Below are 23,788 nucleotides of genomic sequence, written 5' to 3' on the forward strand. Positions count from 1 at the left end.
CCTAGAGTCTATCCGCCGGGGGCATCTTAGGCGGAGTTGGTGACGGCGGCGCGAGGGCGACCGAAAGGACGCGGATCACCAGCAGCACGGTGAACAGCACCACCAACGCGAACGGCAGCCAAAGTGTCCACGGTCCGGCCAGGCCCAGCCATCCCCGCAGGCTGAGCCAGGAGAAGAGGACGGCAACCGCGGGAGCGAAGTCCGCCAGGACCTTCTTCCCGGCTGCAGCCTCACGGCAGGCCTGTGCGTGGTCGGTTTCCCCGTGTCGCAGCATCCGGACCGGGACGAACTTGTGCAGCAGCCAAAGGAAGACGACAATTCCCAGGGCAACCATCAGCTGGGCGAATACAGCACCCACCGTCTTGGCGGCGTACCGGTCGGCGGAGCCGCTGCCGTCCCAATGGACCGGGATTGGATCAGCCATTGCCGGGTAGAGAATGGCACCATAAACAGCCGTGGCCAGCACCAGCAGGACTGACGGGAGGAACCAAGTCCGTACTGGGCCGGCCTCCGGATTGTCCATCAAGTCCAGTCCTGTCCCAGCCGGCTGCGGAGCAGGTCCAGCAGCAGTTCGTCGCTCAGCTGCGCCTCCCGGCCCACCTCAATGAAATGCCCGACGGCGGCTGTCACCGCCTCGGGAACCAACCCTTGCGTGCCGGGGCTGCCCGCGTGCGGGCCGCTGACAATGGTGCCTCCCCGCCGTCGGGCTTCAACAAGTCCCGCGGCCTCCAGTTCCTTGTAGGCCCGGGCTACAGTGCCGGCTGCGATCCCGAGATCCGCTGCGAGACTCCGGACCGTGGGCAGGCGGCTGCCGGGTGCGAGGGCACCCACAGCCACCAGGGAGTTGATCTGCGAACGGATCTGCTCGTAGGGCGGGACAGCCGAGCGGAGGTCTACAAAAATCCCGGCGCTCATCGGGCCGGTTGCCCCACGGGACGGCTGACAGGGGGAGCGGTACGGGCAAAACCGCGCACGGGGATGGCCGCGATCACCACTCCTGCCGCAGCAAGCAGGGCGCCGACGGCGGACGCCATGTCCCAAAAGCCGGCCCATGCCGCGGGGTTCAGGTTCAGGGCCCTCCTGACAGCCGGGGCGGCGGACAGCAGCAGTACCCCGGCCTGCACAGTGAAACAGGCAGCGAGTCCTCGAACCACCCGATGCACGGTGATGGCGCGGAGCGCGGCATCCAGGCCTGGCACTGCGGCCGGGATACCGTGCCGGACGCGGGCTGCCGTCAAGGGCAGGGCGGAAAGGACCGCCACGGCTGCCCCTGCCCAGACGGTGCCGGGCCACGACGGCGGTACCCCCAAAGCTGCTTCGGCAACACCCGTGAGCACAATCACCACCACCAGCACGGCGAGTGCCGCGATTCCGGTGCTGAGCAGTAACGGGCTGACAGGCTGCCGCGGCCAGGTGCGGGGTGCCCCCCGCGCTCCATAGTTGCGGTGCATCAGCAGTTCTCCCGCTGCGGCGGCCACCAGGACCGACGCGGCAGACACTGCCACTACCAGGGCCGGCTGCCCCGTCACCACTCCCGGGATGATCAGCGCCACGACGGCGGGAACCAGGCCGGCAAGTCCCAGCGCCGCGCCCAGGGACACCGAAAGCCGGGTAGCTGGATGGGTTGCCGCGGCACGTTCCGGCCGCCCCCGGTTCCTGGCCACATCGCGCGCACCAGGAAGCTTGGGCGGGGCCCACCACCACATCACCAGCAGCACCGCCAGCCCCGCCGCACCAGCCGCGTTCGTCCACGCCCCCGAGCCCGCTGAAGGCTCCGGCCTGGCCGCGTGGTTGCCTGCGATGGCGGCCAGACCCGCGGCGATGGTGGCCACGGTTCGGAGCAGCCGGTTCATGGCAATGGTCCGCAGGAGGTCATTCTCCCGCGCGTTCAGCGGTTCGAGCTGCCGGCGCCGCGTGATGAGCTGCAGCACCAGCCACGTTCCTGCAACCAGGACCAGGAGGGCAGAGCCGAGGTAGGAGGCCAGTGCAATGCCGGGTACCCTGCCGTCACCGCCATGAGCGGTGTGGCCATGCACGGAGTCAGGACTGGAACCGTAAGGGACCGGAGCGAAGCCGGGAAGGGTTGACGTCCAGAAAATCTGCAGGGCAGCCCCGGCAATGACCGCCAGCACAGTCCAGGCCAGCGGACGCGGCAGGAAGTCCCGGACACGCCGTACCTCCAGCGTGGCCAACCGGCGCGGCAACCGCGGCCCTGGGTAGCTCAATTGGCCGATGGCATGAACGGCCAGGCAGCCCAGCACCGGCCACGCAAGGGCGGTAACAATACTGCCGGGAGTCATGGCCGGCGCCGCGGAACCGGCGGGGAGGATCCCGGCGTTTCCAGCAGGCTGGAGGGAACTGGCCAGCCAGCCCATGGTTCCCACCCAGAAGCTGTGTTGGGAGGCCGTGGCTGCCGAGGCTCCGCCCCGCGGTTCCCGGATCACCCACCGGAGCAGCACATAGACCCCGGCTGCGAGCAGGAACGGCCACAGTGCCATCATCGGCGGAACGTTGCTGAACTGGCTGACCAGATCGGAATCAGGCACTTTTCCCCCAAAAAGTCGCGCAACAATGTACTAAGTGTTTGATACAAAGTTGCCGGGGTCAAGAGCGGCCGTCACCGCGTGGGGTCAATCGTCAAACGGCTTGAACTGCTCCACGGCAACAATCCGGTTTTTCCCGCCGGGAGCCACATGGCACACCACCACCTCGCCCGGGGAGAGGTACGGTTCCTCTGCTGGCAGGAGGGCGGCCAGGTCCCTCGGCATGTGCCGGGCCAACTGCCCGAACACGGTGGGCAACGCCGGGCGGTGGGTGCACACCACTACCGATCGTTGCTTATCAAGCAATGATTCGATGACGGACGCCGTCTTTTTAGGGCTCCGGGCGTGCCGGTGCTCGGTAAGGGCCTCCGCCAGCTTGACCTTTGCGCCGGTTGCCTTGGCATAGGGCGCCACCGTGGCGACACACCGGAGCCACGGGCTGGTGAGAACCCGCGGCGGCTTCCACACCTGAAGCAGCCGGCTCACCGCCTGGGCCTGGCGCATTCCGGTGGCAGCCAGGGGCCGTTCACCTTCGGCCTTGGTCCAGGACGAGCGCGGCTTTGCTTTTGCATGGCGGACCACCAAGAGGGGCCAGGTGTCCAGTTCCCCGCGCTCATGGGCGTCCCGCAGGTATTCGAGGGGTTCGACGTCGGAGGGGTTGGACAGCAGCCGGGCCGCCTTTTCCGGGGCGCACCACATCACACTGTCCACCTCCTTGCCGTCCGGAACCAGCCTGTCGCCGTTGACCCTGACAGCCCAGTAATGCACCACCTTCAGGCCGTTGGCCACGTGATAATGGATGGGCGGCAGGGGTCTACCCAGCGAGGCGCTGAGTCCAATTTCCTCCCACACCTCGCGGATGGCGCATTCCGGGATGGTTTCGCCGTCGTCAATCTTGCCTTTTGGCCAGGACCAGTCGTCGTAACGGGGCCGATGGATCAGCAGTACTTCAAGGGCGTCCTTGTTGACGCGCCACGGCAACGCCCCGGCAGCCGTGACGGCTACCGGTTCGCCTGGGTGGTCTGTCTGGTCTTCTACGAGTGCGTCGCTCGGCAAAACCGCAGCCCCTACCGTCGGCTCAGGCTGCGTTGCCGCGGCCGTGACGCCAGCAGGAAGGACTGAACGTCCTCCAGCGGCCTGCCGTCGTCGGCCAGGTGGTGGCGCGACCAGTTCCCTTCGTTATCCAGGTGCCAGCTTGCAGTTTCCGGGGTCATGTAGCGGCGCAGAAGGTCCAGGACATAGTTGATGTCATCGGGGGCGGCCAGCTGGACCAGGGCCTCCACCCTGCGGTCCAGGTTGCGGTGCATCATGTCCGCAGACCCGATGTACACCACCGGCTCGCCGCCGTTCTCGAAAGCGAACACACGGGAGTGCTCCAGGAACCTGCCCAGGACGGAGCGGACGGTGATGTTGTCGCTGAGGCCCGGCACTCCGGGGCGCAGCGAGCAGATGCCGCGGACCACAACGTCCACCTTTACGCCGGCCTGGGATGCACGGTACAGCGAATCGATGATGGCCTCGTCCACCATGGAGTTGACCTTGATCTGGACGCGCGCCGGCCGTCCGGCGCGGGCGTTGCGGATCTCGGTTTCGATCCGGTCGATCAGCCCGGAACGCACCGAACGCGGGGCAACCAACAGCCGCTTGAAGGTTGACTTGGGCGCGTAGCCGGAGAGCTGGTTGAAGAGCTTGGAAAGGTCCTCGCCCACCTGGTCGTTCGCCGTGAGAAGGCCCAGGTCCTCGTAGTAGCGGGCTGTCCGGGGGTGGTAGTTGCCGGTGCCGATATGGCAGTACCGCCGAAGCCCGTCCACTTCCTGGCGCACCACCAGCGAGAGCTTGCAGTGTGTTTTCAGGCCAACGATGCCGTACACCACGTGCACGCCCGCCTGTTCAAGCTTGCGGGCCCAGGAGATATTCGCCTGCTCATCAAACCTTGCCTTGATCTCCACCAGGGCAAGGACCTGCTTGCCGGCCTCTGCCGCATCAATGAGCGCGTCCACAATGGGGGAGTCGCCCGAGGTGCGGTACAGGGTCTGCTTGATGGCCTGGACCTTCGGGTCCGCCGCCGCCTGTTCCAGGAAGGCCTGGACAGAGGTGGAGAACGAGTCGTACGGGTGGTGGAGCAGGATGTCCCGGCGGCGCATGGCCGCGAAAACGTTGGCGGCCTTCGAGGTCTCGGACTCGTTGAGGTACCTGGAGGTGTGCGGAACGTGCTTGGGGTAGTGCAGGTCGGCGCGGTCGATGCCCGCAATGACCGAAAGGCCCCGAAGGTCCAGCGGTGCCGGGACCGAGTAGACCTCGGATTCCTCAACGCCCAGCTCGCGGATCAGCAGCGCACGGATGTTGGGGTTGATGTCGTTGGTGACCTCAAGCCGGACGGGCGGGCCGAAGCGGCGGCGCAGCAGTTCCTTTTCGAGCGCCTGCAGCAGGTTCTCGGCGTCGTCCTCTTCAACCTCCACGTCCTCGTTCCTGGTGACCCGGAAGGTATGGTGCTCCAGAACCTCCATCCCGGCAAACAGCTTGTCCAGGTGGACGGCAATGACTTCCTCAAGTGCGATGAAGCGCGCCACCCGGCCCGCGACGGCACCGGCGCGCGGGCCATCAATGGAAATGAGCCGCGGCAACTGGTCCGGAACCTTTACACGGGCGAACAGTTCCTTATCGCTGACGGGGTTCCGCACCACTACGGCCAGGTTCAGGGACAGGCCCGAAATGTAGGGGAACGGGTGTGCCGGGTCCACCGCCAGGGGCGTCAGGATGGGGAACACCTTCTCGGCGAACATCTGGCTGAGCTGCTGCTTGGCGGCATCGTCCAGTTCGTCCCAGTGCATCAGGTGGATGTGCTCGTACGCCAGGGCCGGGCGGATCTGTTCCGCGAAGACCTGTGCGTGCCGCTGCTGGAGCCGGTGGGCTTCCTCGCCGATTTTTTCCAGCACTTCCACCGGGCTCAGTCCTGCGGGGGAGGGGACTGCCAGTCCGGTGGCGATGCGCCGCTTCAGGCCGGCGACGCGGACCATAAAGAACTCGTCCAGGTTCGACGCGAAAATGGAGAGGAAGCTGACCCGTTCCAGCAGGTGCAGGGAAGCGTCTTCGGCGAGTTCCAGGACCCTGGAGTTGAAGCTGAGCCAGCTCAGTTCCCGGTCAAGGAAGCGGTCCGGCCGGATGTCGCCCTCAGGTTCCAGGTTGGGCGCGAAATCCGGGATGTCGATCCGGTCCTGCGTGGCCCGCGACGCCGGAACCTCCGAGGAGCCGAATCGGGCGCGCACTGGGACTGGAGTCTCTTGGGACGTGGCTGCTCCGGAAGGTTCCGGGTTCATGGCATCTCCTTTACCTGGCGCTGTGATGCGGCCGAATCCGGCCTGCGCGGTTCTGTTTCCACCTTACAAGCATTCAGTAGCCGGAAGCCCTAGGTTTAGCGCCCATGGGCGCTTGGGTCAGGGGATTGGACTAACCCGCCGCGGGGCCGTACATCACGTCCATGTCCCAGCGCGTGAAGCCCAGCCGCCGGTACAGGGAGACCGCGGGCGCGTTATCGGCGTCGACGTACAGCATGACGGCGTGCAGGCCCAGGTCCTGCAGGTACTTAATGCCCGCCACAGTGAGGGCCTTGCCGAGGCCTGAACCCTGGGCTTCCGGGGTAATGCCCACTACGTAGATTTCACCGATGGCCGGGTGGGAGCCGTGGCTCGGATGCACTTTGGTCCAGTGGTATCCGAGCAGCCAGCCGTCCCCGTTGACGGCAAGGAGGAAACCTGCGGGGTCGAACCAGTCCTCAGCCATCCGGGCATCGAGGTCGGCGCGGGTAAGGCTGCCCTGCTCGGGATGGTGCGAAAACGCTGCACGGTTGGCAGCCAGCCAGCTGTCCTCATCCTGGCCCGGGACAAACGCCCGAATGGTCACGCCGTCCGGAAGGACGACGTCGGGAAGGTCCGCTGCCGCCGTCGTCATCCGCATCTTCCACAACTCGCGCACGGGCACGTAGCCGTAGCGGGCGGCAAGGTCCGCGGCTGCCTCGTGGTTCCCGTGCGACCAGGCCTTCAGTCCGTGGAACCCGCGCCGGTCCTGGAGGGCGCTCACCAGACGGTCGGCCACGCCCTGGTTGCGGTAACTGGGATGCACGGCAATTTCGAGCACTCCGCTGCCGTCAGGTTCCTCCACCACGGCGGCGAACCCTGCAAGGTCCTGGCCGGAGGAGGGATCAGAGTCCTCATCCGGGGCGTACAGGGCAAGAGTAAGCACCTGGTGTTCAGCCGAATCGCCGGCACGCATGCTGATAAGGGTCTGCTCCGAGATGGAGGGATTGCCGTCCGATTCCTCCGCAGCAGCCAGCAGATTGCTGCAGTCATTCAGGAGTTGCCGGTCAACACCGCCTTTGACAACATGGACGGGCCACTTCTCAGGGTGCGCTGAAGTCATGAGGCAAGGCTATACGGGATCAACGGATACCGGACCGGGGCCACCCGGCTCAGGCTTCAGTCAGCTCGTCTTCCTGCTGCCGCACCAAGGTGAGCCGGTAGCCAACATTGCGGACAGTGCTGATGAGGTTTTCATGGTCGGCGCCCAGCTTTGCCCGCAGCCGCCGGACGTGGACATCCACGGTACGGGTGCCGCCGTAGTAGTCGTAGCCCCACACTTCGGTGAGCAGCTGCTGGCGGGTGAACACACGGCCGGGGTGTTGCGCCAGGTACTTCAGGAGCTCGAATTCCTTGAACGTCAGGTTCAGTGGAGCGCCGTTTACGCGGGCGGTGTAGCTCGCCTCATCAATGACCACGCCGGCGGCACGGATCTCGGACGGCGTGTCGTCCTGCTCGGGGACAGCCCTGGCAACGGACAGCCGGATGCGGGCCTCCACCTCGGCGGGTCCGGCTGACTCCAGCACGATGTCATCCACAGCCCAGGCGGAGGAGACGGCAGCCATGCCGCCTTCAGTGAGGATCAGCACCAGCGGGGCGCTGAGGCCGGTGGCTTTGAGGAGCTGGGTGAGGGAACGGGCGCCCACAAGGTCCTTGCGGGCATCCAGCAGCACGATGTCGCAGGGGTCCGTCTCCAGCAGGGCGGTTGGCTCGGCAGGGAGGATGTGGACCCGGTGGTTCAGCAGTTCCAAGGCAGGCAGGATGTCCACCGAAGAACCGGTGCTGTTCGTCAATAACAGGATGTGCGACATTGTTCCTCCAAGGGCCGTCCGCGCATCGTTGGGCGACTGAACCGGATTCTCACCGGCCGGTACTGGTTCCCTGCCCCGGTTTGGGACTCTGCCAATGACAGCGGTCCGGCCACCTCAGCAGGGAACTTAGCTGAGCTCCGAGTATACCCGGCACCCCCGAAGCTGGCACTGGTTCGGCCCTGATCAGGGTTCGTTTTGCGACATAAGCCGTTCACATAGGGCAGGATTGTGGCAGGGCCCGATGCCCTGCCACTGAGGGCGGACCGCCTTCCAAGGTCGACGCAGGATGGGATGCAGCGCAGTGAGTGCACAGACTAACCCCGGGCCGGGCTCCATATGACGGCGGAACTGCAGGCGCCTGTACGCTCCCTGGGCTCGTGGACCATCGGTGTGGTGGGCATCGCCGGGCTGGCTGCGATCATCGCCGGGGTCTACACCTCCCGCGAGGCCCTGGTGGCAGTTGCCGTAGCCAGCGCCGCGGCGGTGGGTATCGGCTGGCCCCACTTCCTTCGAATCCCTGCCAAAAAGACGCTCGCGGCGGTGATCGCCCTGGCCGGGGCAGGCTCCGCGCTCGCTGCCGCCTACGCCCCCGCCCCGGGTTTCCTCGACTGGACCCCGCCCTTTGTTGCCTTGGGAATCATGGCTGTATTTGTTGTGCAGCTGATCCGCGGCACGGGGCAGGCCCAGCGGCTGGAGTCCACGCTTGGTTGCTCGGTGGGAGTGCTGCTGGCCTGCCTTGGTGCGGGCTGGATCGCCGGCGCGCGGTTTAACGGGGTGAGGGAGATGCTGCTGGTTGCGGCCATCAGCGCGGCCGTTGCCCTGTTGGCCTGCCTGATCCGGTGGCCGGACAGCATCATCGCACCCTTAGGTATCGTCCTGGCGGGACTTGCCGGTCCGCTCGCAGGGCTGGTGCTCTCCGACATCGCCGTCCTCCCGGCGGCGGTTTTTGGGGTGGTGGTGGGCGCGGTCCTGGTCAGCTTCCGCCGGCTCGTGACGCTCCGCGGCGCACCGCTCAATGTTCCTGCTGCCCTTAGCATTGGGCTGGCGCCCGTCTCGGCGGTGGGTTCCCTGGCTTACTTCATAGACAAACTACTCATCTACTAACGCGTTAGGATGGCATCATGTCCGTACTTGCTTTTGAAATCTTCTTCCTTGTCCTGCTCGGCATCGCGAGCCTGTCCATGGCGTGGTTCGCCGGATTTGTGGTCTACCGCCTGTTCAAAGGCCAGAAGTAGTCCCGTTCCGGAGCGAGCAGTTTCCCGAGGTATTTGCTGTGCCGATTGAAATTCCCACAGACCTGACCCCAGAACTTGTTCCGCTTTCCTGGCTCATTGGTGAGTGGGAAGGCCGCGGCCGGTTGGGCACCGGGGACGAGGACTCGGAACACTTCCTGCAGCACGTGTCGTTCACCCACAACGGGCTGGCTTATCTCCAGTACCGTGCGGAGAGCTGGCTGACGGACGACGACGGCACGCGGCTGAGGCCGCTGACCGTTGAGACCGGCTTCTGGGCACTTGAACGCAAACAGCTCGATGCCGACGGCGGCCCGGGCCTGATCCCGGCGGACATTGTGCCTGCGCTGAAGAGCGCCGATGAGGTGGAAGCCCTCCGCAACAGCGAGGGCGGCTTTGACATCTCCGTGTCCATCTCGCACCCCGGCGGAATTTCCGAGCTGTACTACGGGCAGATCAAGGGACCGCAGATCCAGCTCACCACGGACATGGTGATGCGGGGGAGCCACTCCAAGGACTACAGCGCCGCCACCCGGATCTTCGGCCTGGTGGACGGAAACCTGCTGTGGCGCTGGGACGTCGCCGTTGGCGGCAAAGAGGGCAAGGGGCTGGAAGCCCATGCCTCTGCCTTCCTCAAAAAAGTCTCCTGACCCCGCCGGTCCGGAGGAACGAAAGTGGGTGGTGGCACATGGAAGATCCCCAGGGCGTACCTGCCTCCGGGAACCGCCGGGACTACAGCGATCTGAAGGCTGTTTTCTTCAACGGAACCCTGAAAAAGTCACCCCAGACATCCAACACTGACGGGCTGATCAACATCAGCCGGCTCATTATGGAAAAGCAGGGTGTCAGCACCCGGGTGATCCGCACCGTGGATCACGATATTGCCAGCGGCGTCTACCCGGACATGACCGAGTACGGCTGGCCCACTGACGAATGGCCTGAGCTCTATCCGGCGGTGGAGGAGGCGGACATCCTGGTGGTGGCTGGGCCCATCTGGCTGGGAGACAATTCCTCGCAGACCAGGAAGCTGATAGAGCGGCTGTACGCCCACTCCGGCGAAGTCAACAGCAAGGGCCAGTGGGCCTTCTACCCTAAAGTGGGCGGCTGTCTGATCACCGGCAATGAGGACGGGATCAAACACTGCTCCATGAACGTCCTTTACAGCCTCCAGCACATCGGTTTCAGCATTCCGCCCCAGGCGGACGCGGGCTGGATCGGGGCGGTGGGACCCGGCCCGAGCTACCTGGACGAGGGCTCCGGCGGCCCGGAAACCGACTTCACCAACCGAAACACCACCTTCATGACCTGGAACCTCCTGCACCTTGCCCGGATCCTCAAGGACGCCGGCGGTTATCCTGCCCACGGCAACCTCCCCGAGGAATGGGCGGCAGGAACCCGGTTTGATTTCGAAAATCCCGAATACTCCCCACCCGCCCCCTGACCTCGCAAGGCCGCACCGGCTCCCTGACCTCGCAAGCTCGGGCCGGGGCTCTCGCCGGAGCGGTTCCACGGCCAGGGAACACTGCGGTCGTTGGCCTTGGGCCGCGAGCCCGCTGCACCGCCGGAATACACGCTGACCTAAGGACGTTGCCCCCAGTATGACTACTCCCAGCCCCCTGTTGTCGCGCCCTGGAGCCGTTGAGGCTGCCGGCGCGGACGCCGGCGTTGCGTCCCACTACGGTGAGCCGCTGCGCGAGCAGCGTGCACTCGCTGCCGGTACCGCCGTCGTCGACCTTTCCCAACGCGGCGTTGTTACCGTCACCGGGCCGGACAGGCTGAGCTGGCTCAACACGCTGTCCTCGCAGCAGGTCACAAACCTCCAGCCGGGGGAGGCCAGCGAGCTGCTCCTCCTGAGCGTCCAGGGCCGGATCGAGTTCGACGCCCGGGTGATTGACGACGGCGTGACCACCTGGCTGCTCGTCGAGGCGGCCGAGGCAGCACCCCTGGCAGAGTTCCTGAACCGGATGAAGTTCACGCTGCGTGTGGAAATTGCCGATGTCTCCGCTGACTGGGCGGTGGTGGGCAGCACCCGGGCACTTCCGGAATGGTCCGGACTGCTGGTGTGGCAGGACCCTTGGCCCGCGGTGGCCCCGGGCGGCTACTCGTACGCCACCGTCCCCACGGAAAACCATCCCGGGCTGGAGCGGCCATGGTTTGAGTACCTGGTTCCAGCCGCGGAACTGGAACAGACCGTTGAAGGACGGCCGCTTGCCGGGGTCCTTGCGGCGGAAGCGCTGCGGCTGGCAGCCTGGCGCCCGCGGATCGGTGCCGAGACGGATGACAAAACCATCCCGCATGAGCTGGACCTCCTCCGCACGGCCGTGCACCTGGCCAAGGGCTGCTACAAAGGGCAGGAAACCATTGCGCGCGTGCACAACCTCGGGCACCCGCCGCGCCGGCTGGTGTTCCTCCAGTTGGACGGATCACAGCACACCCTGCCGCAGGCCGGAAGCGCCGTGCTGGTGGGGGAGCGGAAAGTGGGGACGGTGACGTCCGTGGCCCAGCATTACGAGATGGGACCGGTGGCCCTGGCAGTCATAAAGCGTTCCGTGGCGGCGGATGAAATACTGACTGTCCTGGACGGGGACGAGCCTTATCCTGCCGTCCAGGAACTCATCGTTGCCCCCGACGCCGGCCAGGTGGTGGGGCGCCAGACCGGATTCCTCAAGGGGCCACGCTAATGACTGACAACGCCGGAACGAACTTAGGGCAGACCAACCCAGCTCCGTCCGACGCCCCTGCGGCCCAGGGCGGGCCCGACGACGACGCGCTGGCTTTGGCGCACACGCTCTTCCAGGCAGCCAGGGAAGGGGACACAGCGCTGCTGCGGGCCTATCTCGACGCCGGCGCTCCCGCCACCTTGACGAATTCCGCCGGCGACTCCCTCCTGATGCTGGCCGCCTACCACGGCCACGCGGAGACCGCCCAGCTCATCCTGCAGCATGGCGCGGAAGCCAATACCGCCAACGACCGCGGCCAGACGCCGCTCGCCGGAGCGGCGTTCAAGGGTTACCCCGATGTTGCCCGCGTTCTGCTGGATGCCGGCGCTGATCCGGACGCCGGTTCGCCGTCGGCCCGGGCAGCTGCCCAAATGTTTGCCCGCCAGGAGATCCTGGATCTCCTGGGCTGATACCACCGGGTCCCGCCCGGCAGATGACCACCTGACGAAGGATGACCCAGTGGAAAAAGTAGCAAGGCCGTGGCCGGCCCTTTGGTCGCTGGTGATCGGATTCTTTATGATCCTGATCGACAGCACCATCGTGTCCGTCGCCAATCCGCGCATCATGGAAAGCCTGGACGCCGACATCAACTCGGTCATTTGGGTCACCAGCGCCTACCTGCTGGCCTATGCCGTGCCGCTGCTGGTCACCGGCAGGCTCGGAGACCGGTTCGGGCCCAAGAAGCTCTACCTCCTGGGCCTGGTGGTGTTCACGCTGGCTTCGCTGTGGTGCGGGCTGTCCGGTGATGTCCAGACCCTGATCGCCGCCCGCGTGCTGCAGGGCCTGGGCGCGGCCATAATGACACCCCAGACCATGGCTGTCATCACCCGGATCTTCCCGCCCGACAGGCGCGGAGCCGCGATGTCCATCTGGGGAGCCACCGCCGGTATGGCGACGCTTGTGGGGCCCATCCTGGGCGGCCTCCTGGTGGACTCCCTCGGTTGGGAGTGGATCTTCTTCATCAACGTGCCCGTCGGCATCGCCGGCTTCATCCTGGCGCTGCGGAACGTCCCCACCCTCAGCACCCATCCGCACAGGTTCGACATCCCCGGCGTGGTGCTCAGCGCCGTCGGACTCTTCCTCCTGGTCTTCGGCATCCAGGAAGGTGAGACCTACAACTGGGGCACCATTATGGGCCCTGTCAGCGTGTGGGGCCTGATCATCGCGGGCCTGCTGGTGCTGGCCGGCTTTGTGGTGTGGCAGCGGTTCAACAAGGGGGAACCGCTGTTGCCGCTGGGGCTGTTCCGGGACCGGAACTTCTCCCTGGCCAATCTGGGCATCACCATGGTGGGCTTCACCGTGACCGCTTTCGGCCTGCCCCTCATTTTCTACTACCAGATGGTCCGGGGACTGACCCCTACGCAATCAGCCCTCCTGATGGTGCCCATGGCGCTGATTTCCGGGGGCCTGGCGCCCGTAGTGGGGAAGATCGTGGACCGGGTGAATCCAAAGTACCTTGCTGCCGCCGGCCTAACCCTGATGGCCGTGGCACTGGCCTGGAACGCCGTCCTCATGCAGCCGGACACGCCCATCCTGATGTTCCTGCTGCCAAGCGCCATCCTGGGCTTTGCCAACGCCGGCATCTGGGCCCCGCTCAGCACCACCGCAACCCGCAACCTGCCGGCCCGCCAGGCCGGTGCAGGCTCAGGTGTCTACAACACCACCCGTCAGTTCGGGGCCGTGCTGGGCAGCGCCGCCATCGCCGTGCTGATCCAGGCCCGGCTCGCGGCCGAGCTCCCCGCGGGCGCACCCGGCGGGGCAGCAGGCGAGGGTATGGCCCTTAGCGGCACCCTGCCGGACGCCCTGCACAGCGGATTCTCGACGGCGATGGGGCAGTCCATCCTGCTGCCCGCCGGTGTGATCCTGGTCGGCGCCGCCGTGGCCCTGTTCTTTGCGAAGCCCCAGCCGGTTCAGGGTTGGGGCGGCAGCAGGTCTGCTCCGTCAGCCAAGGTGGACGCTGGTCTGGATTCCGCCGGCTGACAGGCCGAGCTTCCGGGCCAGTGCCAGGGATCCGGTGTTGCTGACGTCGGTCCGCCACTGCAGTGTGAGCCCCGCCGAGAGGGCTTCGTGCGCCGCGATGGACGCGGCGAGCGAGCCCAGGCCCCGGCGCCGCCATTCCGGATCCACCAGGACACCCAGGTGGGCAAGCAGGCCCACCCACTCGGAGTAGGCCCCGCAGGCCAGGGGTACGCGCCGGCCGTCGATCTCGTGCACGATGGTGTAGCGGTTTTCGAGGTCTGAAAGGCCAACCTCGTTGACGTCATCCGGCGGGCAGCGGCCCTCGAGTTCGATGGCCTCCGGGTTGCTGTGGGAAACAGTCATCTCCTCCGAAGGTTGCTTCAGGGGCAGATCGTCCGCGAAGAACAACGCGGCAGCCCCTAGACCGTGCCCGCCATGGGACCGGGTCAGCGTCAGGAGCGTGACGTGCTGGGCCATCTCCTCATCGGGTATGGCTGCTGCGGCATCGATGACCCATTGCGGACCAACGAGCGCCGAACTGCCGAAGAGCCGCACGAACTCCACGGTCCGGGCCGTTTCATCGGCCCGGACAATCCGCTCGCCGGAGGCCAGGGCAGTTCCGAAAGCGTCGTCGTCCAGTCCCAGGCGCCGGGCCCACGCAAGCTGGATGATGGCGGCAGAACCGGGGTCAAGTGTCATACTCCCAGCCTAGGGCGGGCCGGAAGCGAAGCCGGACAGGACACCTCGGCGGGATGGATCGGCTCAGCCGAAGAGGACGGCGGCTTCGTCGTAGCGGTTCTGCGGGACGGTTTTGAGCTGGCCCAGGGCTTCCTGGAAGCCCACGTGCTCGATGTCCGTACCCTTCAAGGCGACCATGGTGCCCCAGTAGCCTTCCACCACCGAGTCGATGGCGGCCATGCCCAGCCGGGTGGCCAGGACCCGGTCAAAGGCCGATGGCACGCCGCCGCGCTGGATGTGGCCGAGGATGGTGGCGCGGGTTTCGATGCCGGTGCGGGCTTCGAGTTCCGGGGCGAGCTGGTCGGCGATGCCGCCGAGGCGTGGCCGGCCGAAGGTGTCCAGGCCGCGTTCGGAGTGCGGGGTTTCCATGTGCTCGGGGACGAATCCCTCAGCCACGACGACCAGTGGCGCGCGGCCTCGGGCGTGGGCTTCCTTCACCCATTCGGTGATCTGGTCGATGCTGACCTTCTGCTCCGGGATCAGGATGGCGTGCGCGCCGGCTGCCATGCCGGCGTGGAGCGCGATCCAGCCGACGTGCCGGCCCATCACTTCGGCGATCATGCAGCGGTGGTGGGATTCGCCGGTGGTCCGGAGCCGGTCGATGGCTTCGGTGGCGATCTGGACGGCGGTGTCAAAGCCGAAGGTGTAGTCGGTGGCGTCGAGGTCGTTGTCCACGGTCTTGGGAACGCCCACGATCTTCAGGCCGGCGTCGGTGAGGCGCTTGGCAGCAGCCAGGGTTCCCTCACCGCCGATCGCGATGATCGCGTCGATGCCCAGTCGGTCCATGTGGGCCTTGATGACCTCGGGGCCGCCGCCGTTCTCGAAGGGGTTGGTGCGGGACGTGCCCAGAATGGTGCCGCCCTGCTTGGCGATGCCGCGGACCATGGTGCGGGGGATGTCGATGATGTCGCCCTCGACCACGCCGCGCCAGCCGTCAAGGAAACCCACGAATTCATGGCCGTGGATGGCAATGCCTTTGAGGACGGCTCCGCGGATCACGGCGTTCAGTCCGGGGCAGTCGCCACCGCTGGTGAGAATTCCAATTTTCATGTCTCTGGCTCAAATCCTGGGAGAAGGTATACAGGCAGAGCGCCACGCTGAGCTCACATAGAGTCTAGTGGGGGGTGTGGGGTACGACACAAACCGGTTACAAAAGGCCCCGCTCCATCGCGATGACTACTGCCCGCGTGCGGTCGTCCACGTCAAGCTTGTTGAAGACCCGCAGGAGATGGGTTTTTACTGTCGCCTCGGCAATATGGAGCCTGGCCGCAGCTTCGCCGTTGCTCAATCCCTGTGACACACAGCGGAGAACCTCCACTTCGCGGGGCGTCAGCTGTGGCCGCTCGGGTTCACGAAGGCGCGATACCAGGCGCGCCGCCACCGGCGGCGCCAGCACCGTCTCACCGCGGGCAGCGGCAAAAACTGCGCCAATGATGACGTCGCCGGGGGAGTCCTTCAGGAGGTAGCCCACCGCTCCTGCACCCACGGCACGCACAATGTCGGCGTCGCCGTCGTACGTGGTGAGGATCAGGACCTTGGTGTCCGGAAACCGGGCAAGGATCTGTTCCGTTGCCCCGGCGCCATCCAGCACGGGCATCCGCAGGTCCATCAGTACAACGTGTGGCCGGTGTTCTCCCACGGCCGCTACTGCTTCCTCCCCATCGGACGCGTCCGCCACCACTTCAATTCCGGCAGCAGTGCCGAGCAGGGCGGCCAGGCCGCCGCGGACCACGGGATGGTCGTCGGCCAGGAGCACCCGGACAGGCTCCCGGCTCATGGGGCGCTCTCCTGCTGCAGGTCCTGCCCGCCGGGCTGCTGCCCTGGCAGGGCTTGCGCAGGCAATGCGACGGGAACGACAGCAGTGAGCAAGGTTCCGGTGCCTGAAGACTCCACGCGCAGTTGGCCGCCGATCTCGTCAAGCCGGGCAGCCATGGACTTCAGGCCGAAGCCGCCGCGGTCAGCGGCGGGGTCGAAGCCCTGCCCGTCGTCCCGGACCGTGAGCCGCAGCCGGGGAGGCGCAGCGGCTGCTTCCGTGCGGATCTCCAGCCACGCGTTGGCAGCACCCGAGTGCCTTCGCACATTGTTCAGCGCCTCCTGGGCAGTCCTGAGGAGGGCCACCTGTTCGGCTGAGGAGAGCGCGGGAAGGGTGTCCGGTACGTCGATGGACAGCCGTACGTCCTCGAGGTGCAGGTTTTGCGGCAGGCGCCTCAGCGCAGCTAACAGGTCGCCGCCCTGGACATCTGTGGCTATGCCGGAAGCCACCAGGGATCGGGCCTCGGCAAGGTTGTCACGGGCAGTCCGGGAGATGAACTCCAGGGTGCCTTTCAGCTCCGCCGGACCCTCCCTGCGGAGCTGTGCCTGAGCCGCCTCGGAGAGCATGGCGATGGATGTGAAGCCCTGGGCAAGGGTGTCGTGGATTTCCCGCGCCATGCGTTCGCGTTCCACCAGGGCACCGCGGGCCTGCTCGGCGGCATTGAGGTCGGCCCGGGTTGCGGCAAGTTCTGCCAACAGCTCGGCGCGCTGTTCGCTCTGCTCGATGACCTTCGAGATCCACAGTCCGATCATGCAGCTTGCCACGAAGGAGGTGACAAGCTGTGCGGTGATGCCGTAAACCTCCAGTCCCAGGCCCCAGCGGCTGATCTGTCCGGCAGCCACACCGAGGCAGAGGACTGCCGTGGCCACCACCCCCTGGCGCTGCGAGGCCGAAAACATCCAGACCTGCGGAAAGGCGACAAACAGCAGGGCCCCGGCACCGTCATGGACGAAGGCCAGGAACACCACCACGGTGACCAGCAGTGCGACATAGACCGCCGGCCGGCGGGTTCTGAGGTCCTTGGCCCGGGTCAGGAACGGATACACCGTGCAGAGCAGGACCATTGCCGCCAGCACCCACGGCGTGCCCGGCGTCTGGGGCTGGCCCAGCACCGCCAGGCACGCGATGCTTGCCAGGGCCGTGTAGAAGCCCACGTGCCACCAGACCATCGAGGTGGACCACACAGAACGTGCGGGAAGCAGCCGTTCCGTCCGGCCGCCGAGGTTGCTCATGTGTGCACCCTATCGGGGCCGCGGAACGCATCCAACCCGGTGCCGGGTCCTGTCCGCCCCACGGACAGGACCGGCATCTTCGGAGTCACTTCTGTGGCGGCCACTTGAAAGCAAACCGTGCCAGTACGGCGCCGGCCACTGCCCAGACCGCCAGCACCAAAAAGGTCGTGGGCACGGCATATTCGCCGCCCGGCTCCACTGCCTCAAATCCGGCGGGCAGGAACACGGACCTGAGGGCACTCGCTGTCCACCGCAGCGGGAAGAAATTCGTGACCGACTGCAGCCACTCCGGGAGCTGCGAGAAGGGGAAGTAAACGCCGGAGGTGAAGGACAGCAGCAGTACCGGAAGCACGGCAAGGGTGGACGCACTTTGCGCTGACTTGGGAATCGAAGTGAAGGCAATGGCCATCGTGGCCCACGCCGCCGTCGCCAGGACCATCAGCGCGCCCACCAAGAGCCACTGGCCGATATCCGCGGGAAGCGGGACGTCGAAGAGGAACCGCGCCGCCAGGAGGAGCAGTACCGTCTGGGCGCCGATCAGGTAAAGGGTCTGGCCCGTTTTGCCGAGGAAGTAGGAGGCTGCGGGCAGCGGGGTTCCGGCGAGGCGCTTGACCGTTCCATTAAAGCGCTCCGTGGCAACGTAGTTGCTGAGGTTCTGGAAGCCGCTGAGGATAGTGCTGAGCGCGAGCAGCCCGGGCAAGTAGTAATGGGCGGGTGTGATTCCGCCTTCGCCGTTGGGGCCGGCTCCGAAAGCGGGCTCGTCGCCGAAGACCGAGCCGAAGAGGGACAGCATCAGGATGGGGAAGAACAGTACCAGTACCAGAGAAAGTACATCCCGGTTAAATAGCTTTATCTCCAGGACGGTGCGCCGGAGGCCAAGCCCCAGGACTGACGGCTTCCAGGCTGGTGCAACGGCCGTTGCGGTTGCGGTAACGGTGCTCATGAGGGGACTCCTTGCACGGCAGGTGCCGGGGTGGGGGCGGTGCGCGGGTTGTCGCCCGGCGTGGCATCAGGCACGGGAGGGTCTATGGTGCCGATCAGCTCAAGGTAGATGTCCTCCAGGCTGGGCCGGACGACAGCCAGTTCCAGCAGTTCCCTGGTGCCGCCGTCGGATAGCTTGTTGACCAGGGCGGCGGGGGTGTCGGTGATCTCCTCGTGGAGGCCTGCGCCGTCCCGCCATCTCACGCGCGGCACGCGGAGGCCGGCGCCGCCGATCTGGTGGGGAGCCCCCTCGGCGATCAGGCGTCCATGGTTGATCACGCCGATCCGGTCGGCGAGTTGTTCTGCTTCGTCAAGGTAGTGGGTGGTCAGGACGATGGTGGTGCCGCCGCTGCCCAGGTCCCTGATCAGATCCCAGAACTGACGGCGGGCCGCAGGGTCGAAGCCTGTCGTTGGTTCGTCCAGGAACAGCACCTCGGGCCGCCCGATGATCCCGAGTGCCACGTCAAGGCGGCGGCGTTGTCCGCCGGAAAGGGTGGAGATCCGGACCGCTTCCTTCCCGCCGAGCCCAACGGCGTCGAGGACTTCAGCCACCGGCCGGGGCGCCGGGAAACAGGCAGCGAGGGAACTCAGCGCCTCCTGCACCCGGAGCTCACCGGCATCGGATGCTTCCTGGAGGACGATGCCGATCCTTGCCCGGAACGCCGGTGGCGCCTTCCACGGGTCAATCCCCAGAACGCGGACTTCACCGTTGTCTGCGCGCCGGTGTCCTTCCAGGATTTCTATGGCGGTGGATTTTCCGGCACCGTTTGGGCCGAGTAGGGCGTACGTTTCGCCGGAACGGACAGTGAGGTGGAGTTGGTCCACGGCGGCGAGCACTCTGCCCTTGGGTTGTGTGTAATTTTTGCCCAGGTTCCGGACCGTGATGGCGTCAGGGACAGGGCCGGAAAGCGGCACTGATGTGTTCATGGCTCCAGCGTGGCAGTGGAGCCGTCCTCACCGGCACGCCCAACCGGTTGAACCTGGCGTCCACCGGACGGTTGACCCCGTGAGGAAACACGAAGGCCCCCGCTCCTGGAAAGGAGCGCGGGCCTTCGGCTGGCGGTCTTAGGGGCGGTTGATGGACCGCCGGTCGAGGAAGGTCTGGAGCGGGATAACGTTTCGCTGGTCCGGCAGGACCACCCAGGCCAGGAGATAGAAGATGACGGCCGGGCCGGGCAGCAGGCAGAAGAGCAGGAAAGCGATGCGGACAAAGGCCACATCCACGTTGAGCTTCGCCGCGATGCCTCCCAGCACGCCGCCGAGCCAGCGCTCCGGTCCGCGTTTCAGGCCGAAGCCCCTGACGATGCTGAAAAACTTGTCCATGGCTTAAGACTTCCCTGTTGTAGGACTGTTGTCACGTTTCCGGGCGGAGAGGAGGCCGCCGACCACCAGGGCTGCGCCGGCGCCGATCATCAGACCGATCAGGACGTAGGTTCCGTTGAGGGTGACGATGCCCAGCTGCGCGATGATGATCAGCGCGGCGAGGGCCAGGACGATCAGTCCCCACACGATGGTCCCCACCCGCGCCCCCGAGGGAGGGGCAGAATCGGTGCGTGCCGCCGTCGTGCTTCCCGGAACGTACGGGTCCGGAGTGTGGCTGCTCATGTCAGTTACCTTCCTTGATGATGACGTTGCTGACGGTGCCGTCGATCTGGATCACCAGGTGGCTTCCGGGCTTGTCAGTGTTGTAGCTGCTTTCCCGCGTGGTGGTTCCGCCGCGCTGGCTTCCGCCTTCGGTCAGGTTTCCGAGGGTCATGTCGGCCCTGATGTCCACGGGCACGGTGTCCGGAATGACCACGGTGACGTTGCTGGCCGTGAAGTCCAGCGGGACCCACACTTCGGACTGGAGCGGTGTGGCCAGGGCCAGGTCGGTGAGGTCAACGGTCCCGCGTCCTGCCGTGATGCTCAGTCCTTCTGTGGCCTGCCCGATGCTCGTGGGCGTCCAGTCCACTTGCTGGAAGCGGACCCGGTCGCCGTTGTTGCCCACCACGTTGAAGATTCCGCCGATGACCAGGGCCGCCACCGCGAAGAACGAGAGGATGCCCGAGGTCCTGCCGCGCAGGCCCAGGATGAGGATCCCGAGGCCCAGGACGGCTGCCGCGCTGGCCCAGGCGATGGCGTGGGTGGAATCTCCGAGGTCAATGATGTTGGTGACATCCAGCGCTTTGAGTCCCGCGCCCACCAGCAGGGCGCTGCCGGCAGCGATGGCGACGGCGGGGGCGCCAGGGCCCGCAGGGCGGACCTTGGGCGCGGGTGAGGGACCTTGCGGTGGCCGGGTGCCACCGGCACCGCCGTTGTTCCATCCGCTGCCGGACCCGGTTCCGCCGTACGGGCTGCCGGTGAAAGGACCGGTCCCCGCAACATCGGAGTAAGGGGGAGTGGTGCCGGTGGAGGTCGCTGCGGAGTACGCGTTGGTGCCGGGGTATGCCGTGCTGCCGGTGTAAGAGGTGGTGCCGGGTGCTCCTGCGGTCGCCGGTGTCCCAACGGCCGCCTTGTTCCGCTGCGCCAGGTAGTAGATCAGGTAGATGGCGCCGCCAACCCAGAAGAGGGTCCAGAGGAAGGCGCCGAAGCCGTGATTGCCCCAGCCCCAGAAGCCGCCGCCCAGTCCGCTGAAGCCGAGGATGACGGCGATCAGGGAGCCGGTCATTCCGGTGGTCCACCGGCCGGCGCCGGCTTCCTGGACATGGATCCTGCCGTCGGGCTCGGGCAGGAAAGCCCACGCGAGGCCGTAGGCAAGCACGCCGATGCCGGCGAAGAGGGTGAGGACGATGAAGACGCCGCGGACGATCAGCGGGTCGATGCCCAGGCGCTGGGCGATGCCGCTGGAGACGCCGCCGATCCAACGGTCCTGGCCGCGGCTGATTCCATGGCTGCGGACCCAGCCGAAGAAGTCGGTCTGTTGGCCGGGCATTCCGGCGTAGGCGTAGCTGCCGGTGTAGTGCCCGCCGGAGGTGTCCTGCGCCGGGTAATCCCGGGTGGAGTCCTGCGGGCTCTCATGCGTGGACTGCTGGTCCTGGTCCTGGTCCGACGCCGGTGGGGAAGCGGACGGCAGCAGGGGCTCCGTGGGGTGTTCGGTTTCCCGCTTGGGGAGGGGCTCCGTTGGCTGGCCGTCATCAGGGGTGGGGGTTTGCGAGTTCATACCTCGATCCTTCCGCCCGCAGGGATTCGGCTCTACTGGGGGACACCCTGAACGGTCCCTGAGTGGCCCCCGGTTCGGGCCGGAATGCGGTCCGGGGAACCCTGATCCGTGCTTGGATTGAAGCATGACAACCGTCCCTGCCCGCCCTCCGCTGGTCCGCCGCAGCGACCGCTTTCTCGCGGGTGTGTGCTCCGGCCTTGCCGTGCATCTGGGCTGGCCCGTCCGGAACGTACGGGTGGCCATGCTCCTGGCTTCGCTGGCCGGCGGGGCCGGCGTCGTCTTCTATGCCTGGCTGTGGATCATGGTGCCCACCGCGGACGAAAACGCCCGCCGGCAGGCGCGCCGCCCGGCGTCGCCCATAGCCCCCGCTGTGAGCCGCAGGCCGGTGCAGGGCTTCGTTCCCCGGACAATGGCCTCCGCCGCCCCTGAAGTCTCCTTGGACGGCTCTGGAGCGGTGCCGCCAGGTGTGGCCGGCGGCGGCCCCGGCGCAGCTACTGCCCCTCCCGATGCCCGTGGTTACACAGCGGCGGGGCAGGCAGCGGAACACGCAGCCGATGCTGCACGGCCGCCTTGGTTCAGGTTCCGTGAGATGCGGTTCGGCAAGGAGATCCTGCTCGGTGTCGGGCTGCTCCTGGTGGCAGGCATCCTGGTTGCCCAGCTCCTGGGCGTCGACGTTCCGCTGGGCACCTTGATTCCGGCGGCAGCAGTTCTCGGCGGGGCTTCAATTGCCTGGATGCAGCTGGATGAGACCCGGCGGGCCGGGCTTGTGGACAAAACCAAAGCGGACCAGGCCGGTGGATGGGCCCGGCTGGCTGCCGGACTGGCGCTGGTGGTGGCCGGTGTTTTGGTGATGGTGTCGGGATCGGGTTCCTGGGAACAGACTTGGCTGGCGCTACTGGCCTCCGTGGCCGTCCTCGGAGGGGTGGTGCTGGTCCTGCTGCCGTGGGCGCTGAAGTTCTGGCGCGATCTCGAAGGTGAGCGCGCCGGCCGGATCCGGGAAACCGAGCGGGCTGAGATTGCAGCCCACCTTCACGACTCCGTGCTGCAGACGCTGGCACTCATCCAGCGGCGCGCCGCCAATGAGCACGACGTCGTCCGGCTGGCCCGTGCGCAGGAGCGTGAACTGCGTGGCTGGCTGTTCGAGGACCCCGGCAAGGACGCCGGGCAGTTGTCGGACCGGATCAAGGCCGCAGCTGCCGAAGTGGAAGACCTGCTGGGCAACGCCGTCGAGGTGGTCAGCGTGGGAGACGCCGCCGTCACGGAGGGGCATGAAGCCCTGATCCAGGCCAGCCGCGAGGCCATGCTGAACGCTTCCCGCCACGGCGGCGGGGCCGTCTCCGTCTACCTGGAGGCGTCGGACGGACGCGCCGAGGTGTTCATCAAGGACCGGGGCCCCGGCTTCGAACTGCAGGATGTGCCGGAGGACAGGCTCGGCGTCCGGGAATCCATCATCGGCCGGATGGGCCGCCACGGCGGCACGGCCACCATCACCAGTACCAGTGAAGGCACGGAGGTCCGCCTGGGCTTCCCCGCCGCCCCGCAGGACAGCACGGAAGGCAAACCATGAACACAACGCAGGGAGCCGGCACGGGACCCGTCCGGACCGCCAGGTCGGCCCGGGTGGTCATCGTGGACGACCACGCCATCTTCCGCTCCGGCCTGAAAGCGGACCTCGACCCCAGCATCTACGTGGTGGGGGAAGCGGCCACGGTGGAGCAGGCCATCGCCGTTATTGCGCAGGAACGCCCGGACGTGGTGCTGCTGGATGTCCACCTGCCGGGCGGACTTGGCGGCGGTGGCCGGGAAGTCATCGCCGGCTCCGCGGCACTGCTGTCCACCACCAGGTTCCTTGCCCTCAGCGTCTCGGACGCGGCCGAGGACGTTGTGGCCGTAATCCGCGCAGGAGCACGCGGCTACGTCACCAAGACCATTTCCGGGGCGGAAATCACTGATGCCGTGTACCGGGTGGCAGGCGGGGACGCCGTCTTCTCGCCACGCCTGGCAGGGTTTGTCCTGGACGCTTTTGGCACCGCGCCGGCAGACATTGCCGACGACGAACTGGACAAGCTCTCGGCCCGGGAGCTGGAGGTCATGCGCCTGATCGCCCGCGGCTACAGCTACAAGGAAGTGGCAAAGGAACTGTTCATCAGCATCAAGACGGTGGAAACCCATGTTTCCGCGGTGCTCCGCAAGCTCCAGCTCTCCAGCCGGCACGAGCTGACCAAGTGGGCCGCCGAGCGTCGCCTCCTCTGAAACGCTCTTTCACT

The 23,788-nt window shown here is 66.6% G+C and carries 24 protein-coding genes; 8 read left to right on the plus strand and 16 right to left on the minus strand.

What is annotated here, in order from left to right:
• Position 1 precedes the first annotated feature (1 nt).
• From ACFVYC_RS00390 to ACFVYC_RS00420, 7 genes are all read right to left on the minus strand, one after another.
• Positions 2–523: a DUF1648 domain-containing protein gene (locus ACFVYC_RS00390; protein WP_387545407.1), complete on the minus strand. Its 522-nt coding sequence runs from the start codon at positions 521–523 to the stop codon at positions 2–4.
• On the minus strand, positions 523–915 hold the full coding sequence (locus ACFVYC_RS00395; RefSeq protein ID WP_387545409.1) for a GntR family transcriptional regulator: 393 nt from the start codon (positions 913–915) through the stop codon (positions 523–525). Before ACFVYC_RS00395 ends, ACFVYC_RS00390 begins: the two co-directional genes overlap by 1 nt.
• On the minus strand, positions 912–2,546 hold the full coding sequence (locus ACFVYC_RS00400; protein WP_387545410.1) for a hypothetical protein: 1,635 nt from the start codon (positions 2,544–2,546) through the stop codon (positions 912–914). The genes ACFVYC_RS00395 and ACFVYC_RS00400 overlap by 4 nt, the downstream gene beginning before the upstream one ends.
• Positions 2,547–2,630: 84 nt before the next feature.
• Positions 2,631–3,599: an NUDIX domain-containing protein gene (locus tag ACFVYC_RS00405; RefSeq protein ID WP_387545413.1), complete on the minus strand. Its 969-nt coding sequence runs from the start codon at positions 3,597–3,599 to the stop codon at positions 2,631–2,633.
• A gap of 11 nt (positions 3,600–3,610) precedes the next feature.
• On the minus strand, positions 3,611–5,860 hold the full coding sequence (locus ACFVYC_RS00410; RefSeq protein WP_387545415.1) for an RNA degradosome polyphosphate kinase: 2,250 nt from the start codon (positions 5,858–5,860) through the stop codon (positions 3,611–3,613).
• A gap of 130 nt (positions 5,861–5,990) precedes the next feature.
• Positions 5,991–6,959, minus strand: a complete 969-nt coding sequence (mshD, locus tag ACFVYC_RS00415; protein WP_387545418.1) for a mycothiol synthase — start codon at positions 6,957–6,959, stop codon at positions 5,991–5,993.
• Positions 6,960–7,008: 49 nt separating this feature from the next.
• The gene (locus ACFVYC_RS00420; protein ID WP_387545420.1) at positions 7,009–7,707 is read right to left on the minus strand and encodes a winged-helix domain-containing protein; all 699 of its coding nucleotides are present in this window, start codon (positions 7,705–7,707) and stop codon (positions 7,009–7,011) included.
• A 336-nt stretch (positions 7,708–8,043) separates the two neighbouring features.
• Between ACFVYC_RS00420 and ACFVYC_RS00425 the strand changes: the two genes are divergently transcribed.
• The 6 genes from ACFVYC_RS00425 to ACFVYC_RS00450 all read left to right on the plus strand — a co-directional run bounded on the left by ACFVYC_RS00425 (position 8,044) and on the right by ACFVYC_RS00450 (position 13,639).
• The gene (locus ACFVYC_RS00425; RefSeq protein WP_387545422.1) at positions 8,044–8,811 is read left to right on the plus strand and encodes a permease; all 768 of its coding nucleotides are present in this window, start codon (positions 8,044–8,046) and stop codon (positions 8,809–8,811) included.
• Between the two features lie 169 nt (positions 8,812–8,980).
• Positions 8,981–9,589, plus strand: a complete 609-nt coding sequence (locus tag ACFVYC_RS00430) for an FABP family protein (RefSeq protein WP_104042566.1) — start codon at positions 8,981–8,983, stop codon at positions 9,587–9,589.
• Positions 9,590–9,627: 38 nt separating this feature from the next.
• Complete coding sequence (locus tag ACFVYC_RS00435; protein WP_387545424.1) at positions 9,628–10,380, plus strand: flavodoxin family protein; 753 nt, start codon at positions 9,628–9,630, stop codon at positions 10,378–10,380.
• A gap of 157 nt (positions 10,381–10,537) precedes the next feature.
• Positions 10,538–11,620 (plus strand): YgfZ/GcvT domain-containing protein, encoded by a 1,083-nt coding sequence (locus tag ACFVYC_RS00440; protein WP_387545426.1) that lies wholly within the window; start codon positions 10,538–10,540, stop codon positions 11,618–11,620.
• Complete coding sequence (locus ACFVYC_RS00445; protein WP_387545428.1) at positions 11,620–12,069, plus strand: ankyrin repeat domain-containing protein; 450 nt, start codon at positions 11,620–11,622, stop codon at positions 12,067–12,069. Before ACFVYC_RS00440 ends, ACFVYC_RS00445 begins: the two co-directional genes overlap by 1 nt.
• Positions 12,070–12,118: 49 nt before the next feature.
• A complete protein-coding gene (locus ACFVYC_RS00450) occupies positions 12,119–13,639 on the plus strand; it encodes a DHA2 family efflux MFS transporter permease subunit (protein ID WP_387545430.1) in 1,521 nt (506 codons plus the stop codon).
• On the opposite strand, the gene ACFVYC_RS00455 is transcribed toward ACFVYC_RS00450, so the two are convergent.
• The 9 genes from ACFVYC_RS00455 to ACFVYC_RS00495 form a co-directional block, all read right to left on the minus strand.
• The gene (locus ACFVYC_RS00455; RefSeq protein WP_387545432.1) at positions 13,601–14,317 is read right to left on the minus strand and encodes a GNAT family N-acetyltransferase; all 717 of its coding nucleotides are present in this window, start codon (positions 14,315–14,317) and stop codon (positions 13,601–13,603) included. The two genes, ACFVYC_RS00450 and ACFVYC_RS00455, sit on opposite strands and share 39 nt — an antisense overlap.
• A gap of 63 nt (positions 14,318–14,380) precedes the next feature.
• Complete coding sequence (locus tag ACFVYC_RS00460; protein ID WP_387545434.1) at positions 14,381–15,406, minus strand: ATP-dependent 6-phosphofructokinase; 1,026 nt, start codon at positions 15,404–15,406, stop codon at positions 14,381–14,383.
• 97 nt (positions 15,407–15,503) lie between these two features.
• Positions 15,504–16,133, minus strand: a complete 630-nt coding sequence (locus tag ACFVYC_RS00465; protein ID WP_387545436.1) for a response regulator — start codon at positions 16,131–16,133, stop codon at positions 15,504–15,506.
• A complete protein-coding gene (locus ACFVYC_RS00470; RefSeq protein WP_387545438.1) occupies positions 16,130–17,401 on the minus strand; it encodes a sensor histidine kinase in 1,272 nt (423 codons plus the stop codon). The genes ACFVYC_RS00465 and ACFVYC_RS00470 overlap by 4 nt, the downstream gene beginning before the upstream one ends.
• 85 nt (positions 17,402–17,486) lie before the next feature.
• Positions 17,487–18,344 (minus strand): ABC transporter permease, encoded by an 858-nt coding sequence (locus ACFVYC_RS00475; RefSeq protein ID WP_387545441.1) that lies wholly within the window; start codon positions 18,342–18,344, stop codon positions 17,487–17,489.
• Complete coding sequence (locus ACFVYC_RS00480; RefSeq protein WP_387545443.1) at positions 18,341–19,309, minus strand: ABC transporter ATP-binding protein; 969 nt, start codon at positions 19,307–19,309, stop codon at positions 18,341–18,343. Before ACFVYC_RS00480 ends, ACFVYC_RS00475 begins: the two co-directional genes overlap by 4 nt.
• A 138-nt stretch (positions 19,310–19,447) precedes the next feature.
• The gene (locus ACFVYC_RS00485; RefSeq protein ID WP_387545445.1) at positions 19,448–19,705 is read right to left on the minus strand and encodes a PspC domain-containing protein; all 258 of its coding nucleotides are present in this window, start codon (positions 19,703–19,705) and stop codon (positions 19,448–19,450) included.
• A gap of 3 nt (positions 19,706–19,708) precedes the next feature.
• On the minus strand, positions 19,709–19,987 hold the full coding sequence (locus tag ACFVYC_RS00490) for a hypothetical protein (protein ID WP_387545446.1): 279 nt from the start codon (positions 19,985–19,987) through the stop codon (positions 19,709–19,711).
• A gap of 1 nt (position 19,988) precedes the next feature.
• Entirely contained in the window at positions 19,989–21,521 is a 1,533-nt protein-coding gene (locus tag ACFVYC_RS00495) for a PspC domain-containing protein (protein ID WP_387545449.1), read from the minus strand.
• Positions 21,522–21,645: 124 nt separating this feature from the next.
• On the opposite strand from ACFVYC_RS00495, the gene ACFVYC_RS00500 reads away from it, so the two are divergent.
• Together ACFVYC_RS00500 and ACFVYC_RS00505 are read left to right on the plus strand one after the other, a co-directional pair.
• Positions 21,646–23,088, plus strand: a complete 1,443-nt coding sequence (locus ACFVYC_RS00500; RefSeq protein ID WP_387545451.1) for a PspC domain-containing protein — start codon at positions 21,646–21,648, stop codon at positions 23,086–23,088.
• Positions 23,085–23,774 (plus strand): LuxR C-terminal-related transcriptional regulator, encoded by a 690-nt coding sequence (locus tag ACFVYC_RS00505; RefSeq protein WP_387545452.1) that lies wholly within the window; start codon positions 23,085–23,087, stop codon positions 23,772–23,774. Before ACFVYC_RS00500 ends, ACFVYC_RS00505 begins: the two co-directional genes overlap by 4 nt.
• Positions 23,775–23,788 lie beyond the last annotated feature (14 nt).

The sequence above is a fragment of the Pseudarthrobacter sp. NPDC058329 genome, assembly GCF_042879835.1.
In the GTDB taxonomy this organism is placed as follows: Bacteria; Actinomycetota; Actinomycetes; order Actinomycetales; family Micrococcaceae; genus Arthrobacter.

Excerpts from the sequence above, each read along its gene's own strand:
- mshD (WP_387545418.1), bottom strand. The coding sequence starts at position 6,959 with ATGACTTCAGCGCACCCTGAGAAGTGGCCCGTCCATGTTGTCAAAGGC.
- ACFVYC_RS00485 (WP_387545445.1), bottom strand. The coding sequence starts at position 19,705 with ATGGACAAGTTTTTCAGCATCGTCAGGGGCTTCGGCCTGAAACGCGGA.
- ACFVYC_RS00425 (WP_387545422.1), top strand. The coding sequence starts at position 8,044 with ATGACGGCGGAACTGCAGGCGCCTGTACGCTCCCTGGGCTCGTGGACC.
- ACFVYC_RS00475 (WP_387545441.1), bottom strand. The coding sequence starts at position 18,344 with ATGAGCACCGTTACCGCAACCGCAACGGCCGTTGCACCAGCCTGGAAG.
- ACFVYC_RS00480 (WP_387545443.1), bottom strand. The coding sequence starts at position 19,309 with ATGAACACATCAGTGCCGCTTTCCGGCCCTGTCCCTGACGCCATCACG.
- ACFVYC_RS00505 (WP_387545452.1), top strand. The coding sequence starts at position 23,085 with ATGAACACAACGCAGGGAGCCGGCACGGGACCCGTCCGGACCGCCAGG.
- ACFVYC_RS00420 (WP_387545420.1), bottom strand. The coding sequence starts at position 7,707 with ATGTCGCACATCCTGTTATTGACGAACAGCACCGGTTCTTCGGTGGAC.
- ACFVYC_RS00500 (WP_387545451.1), top strand. The coding sequence starts at position 21,646 with ATGACAACCGTCCCTGCCCGCCCTCCGCTGGTCCGCCGCAGCGACCGC.
- ACFVYC_RS00410 (WP_387545415.1), bottom strand. The coding sequence starts at position 5,860 with ATGAACCCGGAACCTTCCGGAGCAGCCACGTCCCAAGAGACTCCAGTC.
- ACFVYC_RS00435 (WP_387545424.1), top strand. The coding sequence starts at position 9,628 with ATGGAAGATCCCCAGGGCGTACCTGCCTCCGGGAACCGCCGGGACTAC.
- ACFVYC_RS00440 (WP_387545426.1), top strand. The coding sequence starts at position 10,538 with ATGACTACTCCCAGCCCCCTGTTGTCGCGCCCTGGAGCCGTTGAGGCT.
- ACFVYC_RS00395 (WP_387545409.1), bottom strand. The coding sequence starts at position 915 with ATGAGCGCCGGGATTTTTGTAGACCTCCGCTCGGCTGTCCCGCCCTAC.
- ACFVYC_RS00495 (WP_387545449.1), bottom strand. The coding sequence starts at position 21,521 with ATGAACTCGCAAACCCCCACCCCTGATGACGGCCAGCCAACGGAGCCC.
- ACFVYC_RS00490 (WP_387545446.1), bottom strand. The coding sequence starts at position 19,987 with ATGAGCAGCCACACTCCGGACCCGTACGTTCCGGGAAGCACGACGGCG.
- ACFVYC_RS00455 (WP_387545432.1), bottom strand. The coding sequence starts at position 14,317 with ATGACACTTGACCCCGGTTCTGCCGCCATCATCCAGCTTGCGTGGGCC.
- ACFVYC_RS00445 (WP_387545428.1), top strand. The coding sequence starts at position 11,620 with ATGACTGACAACGCCGGAACGAACTTAGGGCAGACCAACCCAGCTCCG.
- ACFVYC_RS00460 (WP_387545434.1), bottom strand. The coding sequence starts at position 15,406 with ATGAAAATTGGAATTCTCACCAGCGGTGGCGACTGCCCCGGACTGAAC.
- ACFVYC_RS00470 (WP_387545438.1), bottom strand. The coding sequence starts at position 17,401 with ATGAGCAACCTCGGCGGCCGGACGGAACGGCTGCTTCCCGCACGTTCT.
- ACFVYC_RS00390 (WP_387545407.1), bottom strand. The coding sequence starts at position 523 with ATGGACAATCCGGAGGCCGGCCCAGTACGGACTTGGTTCCTCCCGTCA.
- ACFVYC_RS00465 (WP_387545436.1), bottom strand. The coding sequence starts at position 16,133 with ATGAGCCGGGAGCCTGTCCGGGTGCTCCTGGCCGACGACCATCCCGTG.